Origin of the sequence: Spirosoma sp. 48-14, assembly GCF_001898575.1 — a bacterium.
GTDB lineage: Bacteria > Bacteroidota > Bacteroidia > Cytophagales > Spirosomataceae > Spirosoma.
Genome location: NZ_MKUD01000028.1, coordinates 142297 through 160898 on the forward strand (window position 1 = coordinate 142297; position 18602 = coordinate 160898).

Annotated in this window: 12 protein-coding genes; 7 read left to right on the forward strand and 5 right to left on the reverse strand. The window is 50.7% G+C overall.

Features of this window, described 5'->3' with window-relative positions:
- The first annotated feature begins 45 nt into the window (after positions 1-45).
- Together BGO59_RS16715 and BGO59_RS16720 are read left to right on the forward strand one after the other, a co-directional pair.
- The gene (locus BGO59_RS16715; protein WP_293684810.1) at positions 46-2862 is read left to right on the forward strand and encodes a M14 metallopeptidase family protein; all 2817 of its coding nucleotides are present in this window, start codon (positions 46-48) and stop codon (positions 2860-2862) included.
- A gap of 93 nt (positions 2863-2955) precedes the next feature.
- Positions 2956-4278: a M20/M25/M40 family metallo-hydrolase gene (locus BGO59_RS16720; protein ID WP_293684812.1), complete on the forward strand. Its 1323-nt coding sequence runs from the start codon at positions 2956-2958 to the stop codon at positions 4276-4278.
- A gap of 53 nt (positions 4279-4331) precedes the next feature.
- Here BGO59_RS16720 and BGO59_RS16725 read toward each other — a convergent pair whose 3' ends face one another.
- Entirely contained in the window at positions 4332-5354 is a 1023-nt protein-coding gene (locus BGO59_RS16725; RefSeq protein ID WP_293684813.1) for a LacI family DNA-binding transcriptional regulator, read from the reverse strand.
- A gap of 425 nt (positions 5355-5779) precedes the next feature.
- Between BGO59_RS16725 and BGO59_RS16730 the strand changes: the two genes are divergently transcribed.
- The 5 genes from BGO59_RS16730 to BGO59_RS16750 all read left to right on the forward strand — a co-directional run bounded on the left by BGO59_RS16730 (position 5780) and on the right by BGO59_RS16750 (position 13139).
- Complete coding sequence (locus tag BGO59_RS16730) at positions 5780-6373, forward strand: sigma-70 family RNA polymerase sigma factor (RefSeq protein WP_293684815.1); 594 nt, start codon at positions 5780-5782, stop codon at positions 6371-6373.
- Positions 6374-6646: 273 nt separating this feature from the next.
- Positions 6647-9898, forward strand: a complete 3252-nt coding sequence (locus BGO59_RS16735; protein WP_293684817.1) for a DUF1553 domain-containing protein — start codon at positions 6647-6649, stop codon at positions 9896-9898.
- 21 nt (positions 9899-9919) lie between these two features.
- Complete coding sequence (locus BGO59_RS16740) at positions 9920-11371, forward strand: DUF1501 domain-containing protein (RefSeq protein ID WP_293684819.1); 1452 nt, start codon at positions 9920-9922, stop codon at positions 11369-11371.
- Positions 11372-11402: 31 nt separating this feature from the next.
- The gene (locus BGO59_RS16745) at positions 11403-12503 is read left to right on the forward strand and encodes a 6-bladed beta-propeller (RefSeq protein ID WP_293684821.1); all 1101 of its coding nucleotides are present in this window, start codon (positions 11403-11405) and stop codon (positions 12501-12503) included.
- Positions 12504-12719: 216 nt separating this feature from the next.
- Complete coding sequence (locus BGO59_RS16750; protein ID WP_293684823.1) at positions 12720-13139, forward strand: CBS domain-containing protein; 420 nt, start codon at positions 12720-12722, stop codon at positions 13137-13139.
- Between the two features lie 170 nt (positions 13140-13309).
- Here BGO59_RS16750 and BGO59_RS16755 read toward each other — a convergent pair whose 3' ends face one another.
- The 4 genes from BGO59_RS16755 to BGO59_RS16770 form a co-directional block, all read right to left on the reverse strand.
- Positions 13310-14020, reverse strand: coding sequence for a hypothetical protein (locus BGO59_RS16755; protein ID WP_293684825.1), 711 nt, complete (start codon positions 14018-14020; stop codon positions 13310-13312).
- 12 nt (positions 14021-14032) lie between these two features.
- Positions 14033-14659: a hypothetical protein gene (locus BGO59_RS16760; protein ID WP_293684827.1), complete on the reverse strand. Its 627-nt coding sequence runs from the start codon at positions 14657-14659 to the stop codon at positions 14033-14035.
- A 51-nt stretch (positions 14660-14710) separates the two neighbouring features.
- Complete coding sequence (locus BGO59_RS16765) at positions 14711-15988, reverse strand: hypothetical protein (RefSeq protein WP_293684828.1); 1278 nt, start codon at positions 15986-15988, stop codon at positions 14711-14713.
- Between the two features lie 128 nt (positions 15989-16116).
- Positions 16117-18411 (reverse strand): DUF5703 domain-containing protein, encoded by a 2295-nt coding sequence (locus BGO59_RS16770; protein ID WP_293684830.1) that lies wholly within the window; start codon positions 18409-18411, stop codon positions 16117-16119.
- Positions 18412-18602 lie beyond the last annotated feature (191 nt).

An 18602-nucleotide genomic window follows, 5' to 3' on the forward strand; every position in this document is an offset into this window, starting at 1 on the left:
CAACTTCTAAACTACGTCTATATAACCCAATCAATCCGTCAACAAATGCGTTCTTCTCTTTACTTAGTACTTGTGCTGCTAACTGCTGGTTTACGTACAGCCTTAGCCCAAACCCTTCCTTCGCCAAAAGAACATTTTGGCTTTAACATCGGCGACGATTACCAACTGGCAACCTACACCCAGACCGAAGCTTATGTAAAAAAACTGGCGGCAGGCTCCGACCGGACAAAACTGGTCGACATTGGCCTGACTGAAGAGGGTCGTCATCAGTTCATGCTCATCGTATCGTCGCCCGAAAACCTCAAAAAGCTGGATCGCTACAAAGAGATTTCGACAAAAATGGCCCGTGCCGAAGGCCTTTCGGAGGAACAGGCTCGTGCCTTAGCCAACGAGGGCAAAGCGGTGGTGTGGATCGATGGGGGCCTGCACGCTACGGAAGTAGTAGGCACGCACCAGTTGATCGAAACCATCTGGCAACTAGTGAGCCGCAAAGACCCCGAAACCATGCGGATTCTGGACAATTGCATCATCCTGCTCACCCACGCCAATCCTGACGGGCAGGAACTCGTTACCAACTGGTACATGCGCGATGCCAAGCCCGAAAAACGGTCGCTGGAAAACCTGCCCCGGTTGTATGAGAAATACGCAGGCCACGACAACAACCGGGATTTCTTCATGCTCAACCTGAAAGAAACCCAGAATATTGGCCGTCAGCTATTCATCGAGTGGCTCCCACAAATCATGTACAACCACCACCAGCGCGGCCCAGCCGGTTCGGTGCTGGCAGGTCCTCCTTACCGTGATCCGTTCAACTATGTGTTCGACCCGCTGATGGTTACCGGGATCGACGCTCTGGGAGCAGCCATGATCAATCGGATGAACGCCGAAAACAAACCAGGATATACGCGTCTGGGCGGGTCGGTTTTCTCGACCTGGTACAATGGCGGACTGCGGACAACGACTCACTTCCACAATATGATTGGTCTGCTGACCGAAATCATCGGTGGCCCAACACCCGAAGATGTTCCTCTCGTACCGAGTCGATTGATCCCGAATGGGAATACACCACTGCCCGTTCGGCCGCAGAAATGGCATTTCAAACAGTCGATTGATTACTCGGTATCGCTCAACTACGCCGTGCTGGATTATGCCACCCGTCACCATGATGAGTTGCTGTTCAACATCTACCGGATGGGCAAAAACTCCATCGAACGCGGTAGTCAGGACACCTGGAGCCTGTCGCCCAAGAAGATCGACGCCATCAATACCGCGTTTCAGGCTGACCCTAAAAAGCCAGCCACCGCATCGGCCAATCAGTATGGACTGATGCCACGCGGAGGGGGGATGCCGATGAAGTACTACGATACCATCATGACCAATCAGACGCTTCGCGATCCGCGTGGCTTCATCATTCCGGCCAACCAACCGGATTTCTCAACGGCCGTTAAGTTCGTTAATGCCCTGATTCGGACGGGGATTCAGATTCAGCAGGCTACTGCCGACTTTACCGTAGCGGGCAAGAAATACCCGGCCGGTTCGTATGTAGTGAAGGCTGATCAGTCGTTCCGCCCGCACCTGCTGGATATGTTCGAGCCCCAGGATCACCCTAACGATTTTCAGTATCCCGGTGGCCCTCCGGTTCGTCCTTATGATGCCGCTGGCTGGACACCCGCCTACCTGATGAACGTTAAATTCGACCGGATTCTGGAAGGCTTCGATGGGCCATTCAAGAAGCTTCCCTACGGTGAACTCCAGTCGCCCGAAGGCCACGTTGCCGGAGGAGCCAGTGCGGGGTATCTGCTGAGTGCTAAAACGAACAATTCATTTATCGCCGTCAACGACCTGCTGGCTTCGGGTATCGATGTGTATCGTTTGCCCAATGGAACCGGCGGTAAACCTACTGTAGAATCGGGTGCATTCTTCGTTCCGGCATCGGCAAAGGCGAAATCGATTATCGATAAATCGGTGAAAGAGCTGAGCCTCGACGTAACGGGCGTGTCCAAAAAACCTACTGCTTCGATGATCAAAGTGTCGCCCATGCGGATTGCACTGTGGGATACCTACGGAGGGTCGATGCCGTCGGGCTGGATTCGCTGGATGATGGAACAGTACCATTTCCCGATGAAAGTAGTTTACCCACAAGACATTGACGCGGGTGATCTTCGGAAGAAATTTGACGTGATCGTGTTCGTAACGCGGGCTATTCCAGCGCTTCGTGGTGGCGAAAATGACCCCTTCAGTGGCTTCGAACGGGAACCGAAAGAAGAGAACACGCCCGCCGAATATCGCCCCTGGTTAGGCAAGATTACGGCCAATAAATCCATCCCTCAGCTCAAGGCTTTCCTGGAAGCAGGGGGTAATATCGTTACCATTGGCTCAAGCACCAACCTGGCCTACCACCTCGGCCTACCCGTTAAAAACGCGCTGACTGACATGGCTCCATCAGGGCAGGAACGCCCCCTACCCGGCGAAAAGTATTACATCCCTGGTAGTGTACTACAAGTCACGGTTGACTCTACCCAGCAGGCAACGTATGGTCTGTCGACGCTGACGGATGTGTACTTCGATGCCAGTCCGGTTTTCAAACTGGCTCCCGAAGCCATTGCCAAAGGAACGGTGACACCGCTGGCCTGGTTTGCCACCAACAAGCCATTACGTAGTGGCTGGGCGTGGGGGCAAGCCTATTTGCAGGATGGCGTGGCGGCTTTCATGGCTCCGGTGGGTGCTGGTAAACTGTATGCCTTCGGTCCCGAAATTACCTTCCGGGCGCAGTCGCATGGTACCTTCAAACTGCTGTTCAACCAGTTATATGGCTCTGGCAAAAATGGCTCGCAGTCCAGCGAAATTGTCAGCGAACATTAAGAGAATCAACTGATCCCGTCAGGCAATCCATTCATATTTTGCTAATAGAACGCAGATGGTTTAACCATCTGCGTTCTATTTACTATCTTATCTATGAATCAATTGATTAAAGTAGCCTTCTTTTCCACGCTGTTACTGAGCAGTACTAGCCAGTATCTTTTTGCCCAGGAAGAAGCGGATGATGAAGAGTCGAAGAAGGTAGTACCCATCGATGCGAAGTACACGACCGAAATCAGTACCCTCGCTAAAAAACCAGCCGTTCAATCAGCGTTTAAACTCTTTACCGACTGGGAACCTCAAACAAAAAAAACACTGATTACGCTGACCGAAATTCCGTCACCCCCGTTCAAGGAAACGGAACGAGCCAAAGCCTTTGCCGCTCTGATGAAGGAAGCCGGGGCCGATTCGGTCTGGATGGATGAAGTAGGCAATGTGCTGGCTACCCGCAAAGGTCGTTCAGGCAAGAAAACAGTCGTCGTAGAAGCGCACCTCGATACGGTGTTCCCAGCTGGAACCGATGTGAAGGTGAAGCAGAAAGGCGATACGCTGTACGCACCCGGCGTTGGTGACGATACCCGTGGACTTACTGCCGTGATGACCATCCTGAAAGCCCTTAAGCAAACGAACATTCAGACCGATGCGACGATCCTGTTTGTTGGCGCGGTTGGGGAAGAAGGCTTGGGTGATCTGCGCGGAGTAAAGCACCTACTTCGGCCCGGTGGTCCTAAAATTGACTCCTATATTGCTGTGGATGGCGATGGCTATACGAACATCACCCACCGGGGTCTGGGCTCACACCGCTATCGAATTACGTTCAAAGGGCCGGGCGGGCATTCCTATGGCGCGTTCGGTATCGTCAATCCGCATGGTGCCTTGGGCAAAGCCATTTATCATTTCACCACCGAAGCCGATAAATTTACCAAAGAGGGCGTGAAAACCACCTACAGCGTGAGTGTTATTGGTGGAGGTACATCTGTGAATGCTATTCCGTATGAATCGTGGATGGAAGTGGATATGCGCTCTGAAAGCCCAGAGAAACTGAAAGGTATCGACGCCCTACTCCAGACTGCCGTTCAACAAGCACTCAAAGAAGAAAACGCCATGAAACGCCGGGGGCCTGACCTAACGGTCGATGTGAAGCTGGTCGGTGATCGTCCTTCGGGCCGTACCGAGCCAACCACCCCAATCGTACAGCGAGCCATGGCGGCCTCCAAGTTTCTCAAAGGTGAACCCAGGTTAAGCGCTAGTTCGACCAATGCCAACGGTCCGTTTTCCAAAGGAATTCCAGCCATTACCATCGGCAGTGGTGGTACAGGGGCAAATGCCCATTCCCTGAAAGAGTGGTGGCTGAATGACAAAGGCGTTCTGGGTCTGGAACGAATTTTACTGGTACTGCTGGCCGAAGCAGGGTATTAACTTTTTCCTGTTTCAGGCTGGCATACCTAGTTAGCTAGCTTGAAACAGGAACCCTATTTCCGTAACGACGAGCCTCGTACCATAAGCTGGGTTTCCATGACTTTCGTTTCTTTCGGCACGTTCTCATCAACGGCATCGAGTTCGCGGAGCAGCAGCCGTACGGTTTCCGTCCCCATTTCCTGAATGGGCTGGTTCACACTGGTCAGGGTAGGCGAAAAAAGGGCCGATACGGGTTCGTTGTTAAAGCTCACAATTGCCACATCGTCGGGAATCCGAATACCTTTCTGATTCATGGCATACATGGCCGAAAACGCCATCCGGTCGCTGATGATGACCACACCATCGGGAGGTTGGGGAAGGCTCATCATCGCCAGTGTTTGCATGATCGCACTTTCAGTCGTGTAATCGCAATGAAAAACATATTTGTCACCAGCCCACAGGTCATGTTTTTCCAGTGCAGCCTTATACCCCGCAATCCGCTGATTGCTCAGAACCAGTTGCGTAGGCCCCGCCAGAAAGCCAATTCGACGGCACCCATTCTCGATCAGGTGTTCGGTTGCCTTAAACGCAGCGGCATGGTTATCGACAATCACTTTCGACACATTGATGCTTTCGGCATATCGATCAAACAACACCAGCGGAATATTCTTCCGAACGAGTCGCTCCACATGTTCGTAGTTGTCTGTATCACGGGATAAGGAAATGATAAACCCCTCTACCTGGCTCCGCATCAGGTTCTGAATGTTGGTGATTTCGCGTAGATACGACTCGTTCGTCTGACACACCAGCACGCTATATCCGGCCTGCAAAGCGGCTTCTTCGATGCTGTTGAGCATGGCCGAGAAGTAGTAATAGCTTAGATTCGGGACGATTACCCCGATGGTTTTGGTCCGGCTTTTGGCCAGGTTTTTAGCTAACTGGTTTGGCTGATAATCCAGTTCTTCGGCCAGTTTCAACACCGCATTTCGTGTATCAGGATGGATTTCGGGCATGCCGCGCAGCGCCCGCGAAACGGTCGAGATCGATATATTCAGCGAACGGGCAATATCCTTTATCGTAACAGGGGTGTTTTTCATAATGATCAGAACGCGATGACCAAGTATAACTTTTAGAAGAAAGCCTCTTCAAGATACCTTAAACCAGCTAAAATGCCAGCGAAACCAAGCAGCAAGTTAGTTTAAAAAAATTTAAACATTTTAAGTCCAGGCTTCTTTTATGCAAACGTTTGCGGTAGCGTTTGCGGAATCGATTGCATAAAAACAAGTCTATTTAATCGAAAATCTGCCTTGACAAGTTGTACTAAGAGGGTATATTAGTATATAATACCCAGAAAAATAGCCTTAGGCATAACTTTTCGGATCTGGTACGATTCCATAGTACACTCGCTAATAATTGTACTTTATCCTGAAAAGCCACAAAGTAGCTTTCGTAAATAATGGCCATTCTGCCACAAGCTGTTTGACATGGTATAGTTCGTTTACCCTTTTCCTGACATACGATTATGGCTAGGTTGGCCTTTGTTCCTACTGATGAAGTTCTTCTTGCTCAACTCTGGCTCCGGTTCAAGGCGGGTGATGGGCAGGCGTTCAATCAATTAATCAAGAAGCGTTACCGGGTGCTGTTTACCTATGCTACCCGCTTTACGCAAGACCGCGAATTAATCAAAGACTGTCTTCAGGAATTGTTTCTGGAGCTTTGGTATCGGCGGGCCAATGTGGTCGAAACCTCCTACGTGACCATCTACCTCATCAAAGCTTTACGTAACAATCTGTTTCGACTACTCAAAAAAGAAACGGGTCGGGAAACGCTGCTGGAAGACTGGGAAGCAACGGGTGCCTTGCTAACCGACGGCCGTACGCATGAAAGCGACTGGATACTCGACGAGTTCTGTACGGAGAAAGAAAATCGCCTGCGTCAACTCATCGACCAGCTTCCAGCCCGGCAGCAGGAAGTCATCTTTCTCAAATTTTACAAAGGTCTGTCGAACGAAACCATTGCTCAGCTGATGGATGTGGAGCGCCAAACCGTCGCCAATTTCCTGTACCGGGCCCTCGGAACCATGAAATCAACCCTACGCACGCAGGCGTTTGCCTAAATGGTTGAATTGTTGAATGATAGAATGATTGAATTGTTGAATAAAGGCTGGCGCAAAAAACAACAATTCAACAATTCAACAATTCAATCATTCTATCATTAACTACTCTCCACGTCGGATTTGTGCAAAACAACCTCTTATTTGTGTATTTTTCATCGCTGGTTTAAATCCTATTTTTGCTCCCGATTAGTCAATACGTATTGCATACTTGACCGATAGCTTTTTACGACAATATGGTTGATTAGCTGTTTGTCAACCAATTTCCGGGAGTCTATGCGACGAATACCGCCGATACCGTTTACCTACCCCTATCTGTTGCTGCTGGCAAGCCTGCTCGGTTTTTGTGCTGTCGGTTTCCTGCAAAGCTGTAGCCATGTCGACAAACCTGTAGCCATTCTGCAATTGGCTGATAAGCTACCCGAGACCGTCGATTATAACCTGCACGTTAAGCCAATTCTCTCCGACAAATGCTTTTTTTGCCACGGCCCCGACAAGAACAGCCAGAAAGCTGGCCTGGAACTGGCAACTCGTGAAGGCGCCCTGGCCGCGCTAAAAAAAGCGAAAGGCAAACACGCCATCGTTCCAGGCGATCTGGCGAACAGTGAAGTCTACCACCGGATCATCACGACCGACGAACACGAGATGATGCCCCCCAAAGCCTCGAATCGGGTCTTGTCGGACTACGAAAAAGCAATTCTCGTTAAATGGATCGAGCAGGGGGCCGAATACAAGCCCCACTGGGCGCTGATCAAACCCCGGCAGTCGGAGTTACCAACCGTTTCCAACACCCGCTGGCCTAAAAACCCGATTGACTATTTCATTCTGCAAAAACTGGACGAAAAGGGTCTGAAACCTTCCCCTGAAGCCGACAAGGAAACGTTGCTTCGCCGGGTAACCCTAGACCTGACCGGATTACCCCCTACGCTCAATGAAATCGACGCGTTTCTGGCCGACAACTCACCCAATGCCTACGAAAAAGTAGTCGATCGGTTGCTGAAATCACCCCACTATGGCGAGAAAATGGCCGTCGACTGGCTCGATCTGGCCCGCTATGCCGATACGCACGGATACACCGTTGACCGCTACCGACCCATGTGGCCCTGGCGTGACTGGGTTATTCAGGCATTCAATCGCAATCAGTCATTCAGCCAGTTCCTGACCTGGCAACTGGCTGGCGACCTGCTTCCCCATCGAAACAACGATCCGACGTCCCGCGAACAACGGCTGGCTACGGCCTTCAACCGAAATCATTCGCAGAACATGGAGGGGGGAATCATAAACGAAGAGTTCCGGGTCGAATACGTTGCCGACCGAACCAACACACTGGGCACCGCCATGCTGGGCCTTACCGTCGAATGCGCCCGCTGCCATGACCATAAATTCGACCCCATTTCGCAGAAAGATTATTACAGTCTTTTCGCCTTTTTCAACAACGTTGACGAGATTGGGCAAATCTCCTGGGATGATGCCACGCCCGTGCCAACCATGCTCCTCTCCGACAAAAAACAGGATAGTTTGCTGGCCTTCATCGATACCCGCATCAAAACGGCCGAACAGTCGTTAAACAAAACTATAGCAACTGAAAAACAGAGCCTTACAACGTGGAAAACTGACAATCATAACACCGTCACGTTCGACCCAAGGAAGGGTTTACAGGCGCGGTTTACCTTCGACAAGCTGGTTAATGGCCAGTTTATCAGCGAGGTATCGCCTGTCGATAAAGGCACAGTCGTCGATCCGGTACTGGCAGCCGGGAAGTTCGGCCAAGCATTTCAATCCAATGGCGATGATATTTTGAATTTAGGCAAAGTAGGCATCTTTAACCGGGCGCAACCCTTCTCCATTGGTGTCTGGGTCAACATTCCGAACGGACTGAACAAAGGGGTTATTCTGCACAAAGGTCAGGGCGATATTCTCTACAATTTTCGGGGGTATTTCCTGAACATACGCGATGGGAAAGCTGAACTCCGAATGGCGCATACGTGGCCGTATAACAGCATCAACCGGGTGAGCCAGCAGTCTCTTCCGAAGCAGAAATGGATTCACCTGACCATGACCTACGATGGATCGAGCAAAGCCAACGGGTTGAAGCTGTACCTGGATGGCCGGGAGATGGCCATGACCACCGAACGGGATAACCTGTATAAAGACATTACGTTTGCCCGATCGCTGAGCAAGGATCAACCCGGTTTGCAGGTAGGAGCCGACATGCGGGGTACGGGCATCAAAAACGGGCTGGTCGATGAATTAGTCGTCTACAACCGTGAGCTGACGGCCCCGGAAGTTGCCCTACTGGCTCAATCGTCGGGCAGTAGTTCGCCCCTGTCTACCACCGTATCAGACCCTAATGCGTTGCTGACCTATTACCTGGCAAACGTATCGGTTCCATATCAGCAACAGCGGGAAACCATTCAGCAGCTACGCACCGAGCGTAATCGGCAGGTCGAAGCTGTTCCGGAGCTGATGGTGATGGAAGAAATGAAAACGCCCCGCCCGACATACCTCCTCAAACGCGGGGTATACGACGCCCACGGCGAACGCGTTCGGCCCGATGTACCAGCCAGCATCTTACCGTTTCCAGCCAATTTCCCGCGTAATCGACTCGGTCTGGCCCAGTGGCTACTGCACCCCGACAATCCGCTGACGGCCCGCGTGGTGGTCAATCGCTATTGGCAAACCTATTTTGGTACAGGTCTACAAAAATCATCCAACAATTTTGGCAATCAGGGCGGGCTCCCCTCCCACCCCGAACTCCTCGACTGGCTGGCGATTAACTTCCGGGAGTACAACTGGAACATGAAGGCCATGCAAAAGCTGATTGTGATGTCGGCTACTTATCGGCAATCATCACGCACAACGAAGGAAAGCCTCCGGCAAGACCCGGAAAATATCTGGCTGTCGCGTGGGCCTATGTCGCGTTTAACGGCTGAGATGGTTCGCGACAACGCACTGGCTGCCAGCGGTTTGCTATCCGCTAAAATTGGTGGCCCCAGCGTAAAGCCTTATCAGCCCGAAGGGCTATGGGCCGTCAACAATACCACCTATGAGCAGGACAAGGGCGAAAGTCTGTACCGACGAAGCTTGTATACGTTCTGGCGCCGAACGAACCCGCCCCCCTCGATGAATACATTCGATGCGCCTTCCCGTAGCTATTGCGTCGTCCAGCGACAGAAAACCAGCACACCGCTGCAAGCACTGGTTTTGCTCAACGATCCGCAGTTTGTTGAAGCGGCTAAAGTCGTTGCCGAACGTTCGTTTACACGTTCTACAAGTCTTCCAGAACGGCTTACAAACCTGTTCCGTCTGTTGACGAGTCGTAAACCGATTCCGACCGAAATGGCTATTCTGACCCGATTGTATGAGCAGGAATATCAGAAATTCAAAAAAAATCCGCCCAAAATGAACGGCTGGTTGCAGGCAGGCGAATACAAGCTGACAGGCAATACGGACAAACCTGCGCTGGCTGCCGGGGCCGTTGTTGCCAGCACGGTTATGAACTCAGAGGCCTTTATTACAAAACATTAACTAGGTTGTCTTTGAATGACGATGAACGATAAACGCATACAAAGTCTGGCCGATACGTTTACCCGGCGGTCGTTTTTGACAAAAGCGGGTATTGGCCTGGGATCGCTGGCATTAGGGTCTTTGCTGCCCGGAAATCTATTTTCGACTCCGTCGTCAACGTCGTCCGTTCCGCTTGTTCCGCACCGGGCTCCCAAAGCCAAGCGGATTGTGTACCTCTGTCAAAGCGGTGGTCCGTCCCAGCTCGAACTGTTCGACTACAAGCCGTTTCTGGAAAAGATGCACGGCAAAGACCTGCCCGAATCGGTCCGCAAAGGGCAGCGCCTGACGAGTATGAGTGCTCAGCAATCCTCGTTGCCGTTGGTTCGCTCCCCCTATGCCTTTGCCCAGCACGGCCAAAGCGGTGCCTGGGTAAGTGAGTTGATGCCTCACACCAGTCGGGTAACCGACGATCTGTGTTTCATCAAGTCGATGTTTACCGAACAGATCAATCATGACCCGGCACTGACATTCTTCCAGACTGGTAACCAACTGGCCGGTCGGCCCAGCATCGGCTCCTGGATTAGTTACGGGCTAGGTTCCGCCAACGAAAACTTACCCGCCTTCATCGTACTGGTTTCGAAAAATGCCCCGCAGGACCAGCCTCTCTACGCCCGGCTTTGGGGCAATGGCTTTTTGCCGTCCAAACACCAGGGCGTGCAATTTCGGTCTGGTGCCGATCCGGTATTGTACCTGAACAATCCATCGGGCTATACTACGGCCGACCGACGCTATATGCTCGATGCGCTCAAAGACCTCAACCAGGTGCAGGAAGAACTCTACGGCGACCCGGAAGTAGCCAACCACATTGCCCAGTACGAAATGGCATTTCGGATGCAAACGTCCGTACCCGAAGTTAACGACTTATCCGACGAGCCCGACTGGGTCTTTGATTTGTACGGCCCTGAAGCCCGTAATCCGGGAACGTTTGCCGCGAACTGCCTCATGGCCCGTCGCTTGCTGGAACGGGATGTGAAGTTTGTACAACTGTATCACCAGGGCTGGGACCAACACGGCGACTTACCCAAAGGGATCCGTCGCCAGAGTCAGGCAACTGACCAGCCTTCGGCCGCGTTGGTTCAGGATTTGAAACAACGGGGATTACTCGATGATACCATCGTTGTCTGGGGTGGTGAATTTGGGCGTACCAACTATTCTCAGGGGAAACTAACAAAGGACAATTACGGTCGCGATCACCATCCGCGCTGTTTTACCATCTGGATGGCGGGTGGCGGTGTAAAACCAGGAATCACCTATGGGGAAACGGATGAGTTCGGATACAACATTGCCCATAACCCCGTGCATGTGCATGATTTCCAGGCAACGCTGCTCCACCTGATGGGTATCGACCACGAAAAATTAACCTACGAATTTCAGGGCCGTCGCTTCCGCCTGACCGACGTAGAAGGAAAAATCGTGAAAGGAATTTTAGCCTAATCAATCATCACCCCTACCCTTATTTTGACCAATGAATCAGCCCCAAACCCGCCGAACGTTTCTCAAACAGTCAACAGCAGCCGTTGCCAGTTCGATGGCAGTCAATCTTATTGGTTATGCCCGAAATCCAGAAAGTGATGTGATTGGACATGGCGCGTATCGTTACCGCGTCAATAAGGAATGGGGCATCCTCGATCCAGCCAAAACGCCTGTGTTCAACTGCCATGAAATGGTCAAAGACTCGAAAGGGCGGCTGATTATGATCAACGATGAGGTCAAAAATAACATCCTGGTCTACGACAAATCGGGGAAACTGCTTGATTCCTGGGGCACTCGCTACCCCGGTGGACATGGCCTCACACTGGCCAGCGAAGGGAGCGAAGACTTCCTGTTCATCACCGACTGCGGCTATTTCTTCGGTCGCGACAACAAATGGCACGCGCAATCGGGGGGTATTTTCAAGACAACCCTCGATGGTAGCCTGCTCTTCAGCATCGGTCACCCATCGACCATTGGTATCTACAAACCCGATCAGAAATTCATGCCGACCGAAGTCGCCGTTGCTCCCAACGGTGATTTCTACGTGGCCGATGGTTATGGCTCCGACTACATCATTCAATACAATCATCAGGGCCAATACATCCGCCATTTCGGAGGCCATAACAACGCCAATCCCGACCATAACCTCAACAACGCTCACGGTGTAGCGGTCGACCTTCGGCAACCTAATAACCCAAAGCTCATTTGTACCTCACGGGAAGACAACGCCTTCAAATTCTTCACCCTCGACGGAAAATATCTCGAAACCGTTCAACTTCCCGGAGCGTATGTTTGTCGGCCCGTGGTCAATGGAGAGAACATTTACGCGGGTGTATGCTGGTCAAAATCGCGGGAAACAGGCAAGCGATTCGACAATTCAGGCTTTGTGACCATTCTGGACAAGAACAATCGAGTGGTGTCAAATCCGGGCGGAACACAACCCGAATACAAAAACGGAGCGCTCCAGCAACTCTTTCAGGACGGCAACACGTTCTACCACGGCCACGACGTGTGCGTAGACGAAGACCATAATTTATACGTCTGCCAGTGGAACGCCAACCGAACCTATCCCATCAAACTGGAGCGCGTGTAATTTTTTCGACAGGATTAACAAGATTGACAGGATTAAACAGATTTTGACCTATTGAAATCCTGTTTAATCCTGTCAATCTTGTTAATCCTGTCGAAAAAAAAATTTGCCCAGTGCCTATTGAGCCCCAATTTGAGCAAAAGCAGGAAGAGTCTTGAGGTAAGTCATTTCTGGAGCAGGCCGGTTGATTGACCTTTGAGTCAATTAAACCAATGCACTATGAAACACAGAGAGCCTGTTTCGAACATTATGACCCGCACGGTATTCACCGTCAACCTCAACGATGACCTCCACCAGGTTATTGACCTCATCAATCACCATAAAATCAGACATGTGCCTGTTGTTGATGCGAATGAAATCGTTGGCATGATCAGCAAAACGGACGTCAACCGACTGACATTCAGCTCGCTGTTCGAGGGCCAGGAAGATGCCGACGAGGCTGTTTTACAGATACTCACCATTGAGCAGGTCATGACGCATAAACCCCGCACCATTCCGGTCAGCTTCACCATCCGGGAAGTAGCCGAAGTGTTTGCAGAAGAGGAGTTCCACGCCCTGCCGGTTGTCGACGAGGAGAACAAACTGGTTGGTATCGTTACCACCACCGATGTGATCAATTACTTACTCGATCAGTATTAATCCAATCGGTTTCTGTGGTTGCGGTGTCGGCTCCTCTGAATCGGCACCGCAACCACAGAAACCGATTGCCAGAACCTCATCGTATTAGAACTAGATTTTCTCATCGAATCGTGCCACAGGTAGTTGCGATGTAAAACTATGGCCAATGGATTCTACTCCTTCAAAGAGACTTACCAAAAGAGGCCGTAACGGATTGTGACCAGGGAAGGTGTTGATAACGTATAATTGCCTCTATGATGAATCAGGGGGGCAATGGGTACTGTAGCATCGATATCCAGATACTTATTCGCCCCTAAACGAAGTTGGCCACCAACCTGAAAATAGCCATATTGTAAAAAATAGAAGGATTCATTGACTTCTCCTTCATTCACAATATGATCTAGTATTTCACCTCGGTAGTATTTCATGAGGTCATACCGTATTCGGTTCTGGTTATACTGAGCATTCGCAAACAGAACGTTATGAGTCTGGAACGCCACATAAGGGCTAAAGAAACTATGCCTGTCGGCTCGTTGACGCATGCGTTTACCAATTGAGAAATAATACCGTACGCCAATAGGCATTTCAACCGTATAAAGCTGGATATCCTGCTGAAAACTATAATTCGTCTCCAATCGCCCAGTCAGAGCAAACCCACTCTTCATTTTCTGTTCAATCCCTACCTGCACCCCTACCGTTAGCCAGGTTGGGGCGAAGGAGCTTTGCCGAAACAAAGGCAAGGTTAGCCCAGCTTTAATAAGCCGGGTCCGATTGGGCACGGGCGTTGCCAGACTATCCATTGACTCTTTCCCTGAATCGAAGACTCGGTTCGGCTCTAATAAAATAGTCTGTGCGCCTGCGCTAGAACAAAAGAGCCATAGAAAGGTAATTAGGTGCTTCATACAGATCACACATCAATTGAATCGATAGACTAACCCCACCTGCAAATTACGGTTATAGAAGTCATGACGGTAGCCAGCCGTACTGGTTTGGCCAAACGTTAAAAAATCATACTGGGTAAACGAGCGGAAATAACTAAACTCAACTCCCAGGGTCCGAAAAGAATACAAGAGCCGAACGGTCGCACCCACTTCAACGGGGTAACTATTTCGACCAATTTCATCATGCTTCGCCAGCATTATATTCAATTCAGGACCAGCATACATGGTTAACTGCCTCATAAGCTGTATACCGAACTGGGGTGTAAATCCGACATAGTAATACTTGGCCCGGATACCCACATTCCCGCTTGCATTCAAAACCCGCACCCCCTTCATCTGAACGTTTGCATCCAGCCTATACACTAGATCAGACTGCAGGTTTTTCTGAAAAAATCCACCTAAATAGAACCCGGCAAATGGCCGCATACCAGCCAATGGACCAACATTATAAGCTCGAACAGCCGTATGCGAATAATTAATTCCCGCCCGTAAGCCTATAAAACTTCGTTGATCCGTCTGTCTTTTGTAAAAATCAGTAGTTCTCTGAGCAAACCCTTCCCAGGGGCATGCGACAAGGAAAATAACCAGGTAAACTCTCATTGGCATAGGCAGGATAGTTCATTTATTTCGTTCAATCTTTCCCTGCCCCCCTTATAGGAATACGGAAAAATAGCCTTGCTTTCCTTGCTGAGTGCCCATAAAGAGCAGCCGTTCACTACCAAGCCAGCGGGGTGCATAATCGGCCGATGGAATCAGACCGGGTAACAGATTGATCTGGCGCACTTTGCCAGTGGACAAATCCCGAACCCATAGACTATAGACAGTAGCCGACGGACTGGTCCGCGTACTTAGAAAAGCAAGCAATTTACCATCGGGCGAAAACGACGGCGTTGTATCGACCCAGCCGGGTTGCGCGTCAAAAAATTTCACCTCGCCACCCCCATCGGGAGAATACAATGAAATAACACCCCGCCACTGTTGGCTCTTCCCCTCGCTCCGACCGCGTGATACGGCGATAAACTGACCATCCGGCGACCAGTCTATGCTGGTTTGCCGAATATAAGTTGATGCACTGATGGGCAACGCAGGCGTCAATGGAATTGCTGCGCCACCCGATGTCGCTATTTTCCAAAGGCGGGATTCTTCATTGGAAACGGTAGAGAACGCCAGCCATTTACCATCCGGCGACCAGTCTACTCCCTGTATCCAGGCCGCATCTGGCACAGGCAAGGTTCGCCTTTGTTCGGAAGCAATATCATAGACAATGAGCCCATTTTCTGCTCTGGAAGAATAGGCAAGCTGTCTGCCATCTGGCGAGAATGACGTTATCGCCCCCAGCTGAGTTACCAGCGTTGTCGAAACAGGTTGTTCGTTCTGTAAATTAGCTATATACAGCGGGTTAATGTACTGCCCTGGGCCCTGTTCAATTAATACCGAGTACGTAGCCTTTTTACCATCCGGTGTCACATCTCCTCCCATTACAGTTGTTGAACTTCCAAATCCGGGGTAGTAAAGCGACTGCGATAGAAATCCGTTTGTGACCATAACCACATTAGAGTTCACCGGAGGGGCACTTTTATTGTTCGATACAATCCGGGCAACCAGTTGCTCACCCGTCGACGCCACTGGAATACGAATTGATTTTTGGTCAGCGCTTACAGTCTGATACGTGCGAAAAGGCCCTAACTCACCGGAGGCAATCTGTACGTCGTAGGTTTCGGCTTCGACATCCGCAATATCGGGGCAGGGTGCCGTAATGCAAACGATACGCATCTCCTGCCAACTGAGTGTATAATCAGTGCCACTTACAGCAATCTGCAGGCTAACTGGCCTTACCCGTTTATTCGGATCAACCGCAACCTCCTCATTCTCCCTACAGGAACTCAGGCACGCAAATACAATCGACCAGAGCAGTAAACGCTTCATCATTAGACCAGTAGCCAGTTTTACATTCTAAAGACCCCAGTCAGTTCTAAAAGGTTGGGATACTACCTATCTAATAATCAATACGCTCAACAACCTGGTAATCTCCGATCATCGCCCTGCCTTCTGAAACGTCACGGCAGAATCACATCCTTTGCTCGTTCCATCGGTGTTACCTTCAGATCCTGTATTTTTCCGCCTACGATTTTGCCTTCCACCGTCGTATTGTAGGGTGCGTGTAGCTTGAAGGCTGCGTTCCAGGTTTTAGGCCAGGCAGGTAGCAGTCGAATCGTTCGGCCGTCGGTTTGCATTAGCATTTCCTGTAGGCCAATCATGCCCGAACCACCCCAGTTATGGTCGGGTGTCCAGTCGAAGCCGGGCCCCCAGAACGTCGGAAACCGATGTGGGCCATTTTTGAATTTGAGGGTTATTAACCGGGCTGCTTCGTCGGTAAGGCCAAGCCGGGCCGCAAAAATAGTGTGTTGTCGCCAGCCGACATGGCTCCGGTATTTCACCACCAGCGTATCGTATGTCCAGGTATTGACGGCTACATCCAGACCAGGTTTGCCGATCCCGTATAATCCCCAAGGAAACACCGGATATAATTGGGGGGCTTCAGAATTCTGGATTCGGGCCCAGGCCTGCGCGGGGGCCAACGTTTTATGTCCCTTGTACTCACCAAATGGCAGAGGTGGAATCCGTTTACGCATGGTTGCCCATTTCTCCCGGCTTTTTGAGTTCAGATACCGTTCGGGCAGTTCCAGCATCCGGTCCAGAATCACCATCAAGGCGGAAATCACGGTGGTCGAATTGTAGGTCATCTTGTACGTTTCGGCCGCCGAACTGGGGTAGAAAATGTACTGTCCCTGCCCATCGAACGGTTTACTCCCTCGCTGTTTGGCCAAAAACTGATAATGTTCGTCGTAAAACGTCAGGCAGCTTTCAATCAACGGGATGTATTCACTGATGTCGCGCCCTTCATACCGTTCTGTATCCAGCATCATCAGGCAGAATTCAAATACGGTTTCCCATTCGTATTCGAGCCAGGCGTTGTATTCCATACCAGGATCGTAGCCTTCGGGACGTTTCAGCCCGTATTCCATGATGTTGGGTAGCCCAAAATTTTCGATCTGCTCCGTAAAACAGGCTCCGTTATGGCCCCAGTAGACCTTACTCCGCAACTCGGCATTCCGCAACGAACGCAGATAAAAGTCGAACTGAGGTTTGAGCATGTCGAAATCACCACTTTTGAAGAGCGGGAAATACACTAGCCGCTGATTCTGCGCGGTCATCGTGCCTCCACCCCAGAGTCGGAAATCGGGCGAGAAAGCATACTTTGTATCGGCAAACTCTGGGTCGAAAGTAAACAGGCCCCCGTTGAACTTCGTCGGCCATTTGCCGTAGGCATTACAGCCCAACTGATAGCGGAATAGCTGATAGTTTCGGGAAATGGCTGCAACGGCGGTGTCTTTACTATCGATGGCGATGTAGCTACGATTCCAGAATTGCCGCCACCAATCCACGCTTTTCGGCCGGGCCGTTTTGCGGTTCTGTGTGGCCTGCTGGACGATAATTGCCAACTCGGCTTTCCAGGCATCGAGGGTGGCGGCTTGTGAGCCATTAAGGAAAATCTCCAGTTGCTGCGAACGGGTTGGTTTCTGGCTGGCTATCGACCATGCTTTGTACCGGGTGCTGACATACGTACCGGAGTCAGTGCCAATGGGTTTCATCCCAGCGCCCCGCATCAGCCCCCCGAACGTATTGTTTATGAGCGGATTGAACAAACTATCTTTTACCGAAGCCATCCCTTCCATCTGCACGGTATAGTCAAAAACCGATTCGACGTCGCTACGATTGCGATGGTAAAACAGAATATCGTTTCCCTGAAAATCAATCGCATCTTTTCGGGTAATCACGTCGAATTTCGGGGGTACTTTGTACGAATTTGCCCGGTATTCCGTACCCTGCACCCGATGATCAACATACCGCCAGGATTCATACGAAGCCGTCACGCTAACGGGTTTCGTACTCTGCACATCCACATGCACTACGGGCCGGAATACATCGACCCAAAGCGATACCTGCGCATTGCCGCCACGGATGGTTACGCCCCCTTCGTCCAGATGAAGCTCCTGCCGAAAATCGGAACCCTGAAATGGATTGGACGAAAGTTTCAGCCGGACTCGACCCAGCTTAAGCATGGCGTTGTTCTCATCGAACGTACCACTTTTGGCCAGGTAAAACAATACGTCGCCTTTTTCGACCCACACATTGAGGCCAATATCGCCCCCACCACAAGGCATCGATTCCGACGAGTTTCGGCTCTGACTAGTCCAGACAACAGTATAGGCACTGATCGACGGAGACTGGCCAAAGCTAGAATGACACAGTAGGCATATAATCAGGAAGCACAGGCGGGTAAACTTCATAAGACTAGAACGCAGATTTTTATGATTGGTATGATCAATTATGAATTCAAAAGATCATAACCCTCATAGCGATCATAAAAATCCGTGTTCTATCCCGATTAGTAAATTCATAATAACGGCTTTCTTTTGTCGAAATCCGACTTTGCTTTTTCTGTCAATTTATGTTCGACGCCACTAAAAGCCTGCGGCTG